Annotated in this window: 3 protein-coding genes; all 3 read left to right on the top strand. The window is 55.8% G+C overall.

From position 1 onward, the window contains the following. Nucleotides 1-1046: 1046 nt before the first annotated feature. The 3 genes from E1832_RS22335 (at nucleotide 1047) to E1832_RS00095 (ending at nucleotide 2261) form a co-directional block, all read left to right on the top strand. Nucleotides 1047-1187 (top strand): hypothetical protein, encoded by a 141-nt coding sequence (locus tag E1832_RS22335; RefSeq protein WP_165978741.1) that lies wholly within the window; start codon nucleotides 1047-1049, stop codon nucleotides 1185-1187. A 6-nt stretch (nucleotides 1188-1193) separates the two neighbouring features. Further along, nucleotides 1194-1592 (top strand): hypothetical protein, encoded by a 399-nt coding sequence (locus E1832_RS00100; RefSeq protein ID WP_133357731.1) that lies wholly within the window; start codon nucleotides 1194-1196, stop codon nucleotides 1590-1592. Between the two features lie 102 nt (nucleotides 1593-1694). Next, nucleotides 1695-2261 carry a hypothetical protein gene (locus E1832_RS00095; RefSeq protein WP_133357729.1) on the top strand — a complete coding sequence of 189 codons (567 nt, stop codon included), beginning with the start codon at nucleotides 1695-1697 and terminating at the stop codon, nucleotides 2259-2261. Nucleotides 2262-2622: the final 361 nt, after the last annotated feature.

The raw sequence follows: 2622 nt of genomic DNA, 5'->3' as shown, positions 1-2622 counted from the left end.
AATCCAGACTGGAAACCTTGGCCGCATGAGGCCAGAAACAAACCGACGGATTCTCCCAATGGCTGGAGGGAAGTCGGGTCGCAGGTCAGTATCACCAACGGTCAGTAGAGGACCAAAACCTGAACAGAGCGAACTAATAAATGCGGACTCTATGGGGAGCAGGTCACCCAGAACTCTGGGCTTTGAGCAAGACGTCGTGTGGACCTATGTCGTGTATCACACGCTCGCGAAAAAGAGTGTTGTGATACGCGCTTGTTTTCAGAGGTTTCGCAGTCTGCCTTAAACTTCCACGGCCCTCAGGAAACCAGCAATAGCTTGAATTGCAGCACCCATGTCGTCACTCGTGGCAAATTCTTCGGGCCTACCCATGATTTGATCCTCGATGAGGTGACTGCATTCTTTGCAAACAGCATTCAATGAAAAGGTTGGCCGCGGACGGTCGAAACCCCGGGAAGGCGCCTTTGCACCAACGATAGAGCAGCAGAGTTCTCGAAGCAGTTTATACCATCATACGCTGCGCACGACGCGCAAGGTCAGCTTCTGGGATACTGTGCCGTAGCGCTTATAACCATGTGTTGAATGTCCGGTCTGGGCCGACCTTGCCCTTTCACCCTTCTCGGCACCGTTACTTTGCAAAGCCCCCTCCCTGCGCATCGCGGACGTTGGATCCTGGCGCAGCGAAGGTCAGCTCCCCGCCCTTCTCGGCTCTCCCGGACCTGCCATTGACCATCACTGACCATCGCTGCGTTGCGGCCGTCCATTGCTGCCGTTCGCTGCGAGTGCAAATTATCGAGTGGGTCGAATTCACGCAATGCGGGACATTGCGGCCTAGTGAGAGCGGCGGCGGGGATATTTTCGCCGTGGATTTGTATTGAAAGCTCCGTTTCAAATGCTTGGACGGCATGAGCGGATACAGCTTCGTTTGGTTTCGGCTGAATTGACCCAGCCCAACCGGATCGACAGTTCTTGCCAAATCACTGTTGGCGGGCCAACCTCTGTCATAAGGACGTATGTCCCCGGAAATTTGGAGGCGAACAGAAGTTCAAATGACGAGATTTCCCAAAATTGCCCAGTTCGCGATCATGCTTGCCTTTGCCTGCCTCATGGCGGGGATCTATGGTGTGATCCTCCATCAGGTGTCCTACACGCTGGGGGCCGACTATTTCCACAATTACAAATTCGGTTAGTTCCAGATGGATACGGAAACCCCGCCCCGTCTGGGCGCGGCAATCACCGGCTGGAAATCCAGTTGGTGGATGGGGCTGGTAATCGGTGTTCCACTGCTTGCGCTGGCCCTGCTGGCGCGGGACGCAGCCGTCTATGGCAAGCTGTGCCGGCTGGGATTTCTGACCGTGATTGTCACCACGATCGTTGCAGGAGTTGCGACCATTGTCGTGACCTTTGCGGTTCTGACACCCGATAACCTGCCGCCCCGGTTCACCGGACAGGGGGATGCGGATTGGCTCGGCTTTGCCCGAGCAGGTTTTCTGCTTGAGGCGAGTTTTCTGGGTGCCCTGTTGGGGCTGGCTCTGGCGGCACTGCGCATGATGCTCAGCCTGATCCGGGCCCGCCGGACGGCGCGCGGCGAATGAGATGCGGCCACATGGCTGCGGAAAAAGCGGACATGGCGATTTGCCCGACTCTGACAGAATTGATGATAATTGACGTAACCCTCCATTCCACGGGATCGATCCATGGCTAAGACCAACAGCCTATCCGCCTTTGTTCCGCCCGACCCGGATTTGTCCCGGTTGCCCGTGACCTTTTATGTCGGTGGAACGCCCCTGTTTGGCTTGGCGCTGATCATTGCCGGTATTCTCGGCCCGTTCGTGGTCGGTGGGATTCTCGGGTTGATTGGCCTTGTTGCCGTGGGGTTGCCTGACAGTTGGGGATGGATCGTACTGGGCTTTGCGGCCATTCCATTGCTGGCGATTCCGTGGGGGTGGTGGGTCATGCACACCAAAACCGTAGTGCAGGTTGGTGCAGATTTGGTCGCGTACCGGAGAGACACACCGGTTCGAACGACCAGATGGCAAGCGCCTCTTTCCGAGTATACCGCGATCGTCTATCGTAAAGTGCTACCGCCGTCCCGAAGTAAAGCCGAAGTATCCATGCATGGGATTGAGCTTTGGCATGGCAGAGGCGAGCATAATGTCCGGTTGGTGCAAGCAACCGATGAAACTCTGGCCCGTGGCACTCAAAAGCAATTGGCCAGGCTGACCGGACTGAAGATGAAAGACGGCGACCCGGTGCGTAGTTAGCAACTGATATTCAAGTAAGCTTGAGTGGCGTATCTCGAGCCAACATAGCGAATGCGAGGATGGGTAACCCGCTTATCCAACAAAAAAACGGGTAATAGAGCAGCCCTCCAACAGGGTTTAGTTTTTCCGCGACCTGGCCGCATTTCACGCCTTTTTCAGAGTTCTTCTTCGCCAAACTGGCCTCGGGCCAAGATTGTCCGGTTGGCGGAACGAGTGGAGGGCCCCATATGATCACCGAACTCAAGTCTATCCCGGACATCTGGAAGCATATGCTGACCTGCTCCCCATAGAGTCCGCATTTATTAGTTCGCTCTGTTCAGGTTTTGGTCCTCTACTGACCGTTGGTGATACTCCCACGGGG

This window comes from Antarcticimicrobium luteum, assembly GCF_004358185.1.
GTDB classification, from domain to species: Bacteria; Pseudomonadota; Alphaproteobacteria; order Rhodobacterales; family Rhodobacteraceae; genus Antarcticimicrobium; species Antarcticimicrobium luteum.
The sequence above is the reverse complement of the archived record's forward strand: the minus strand, read 5'-3'. Positions and strand labels throughout refer to the sequence as shown.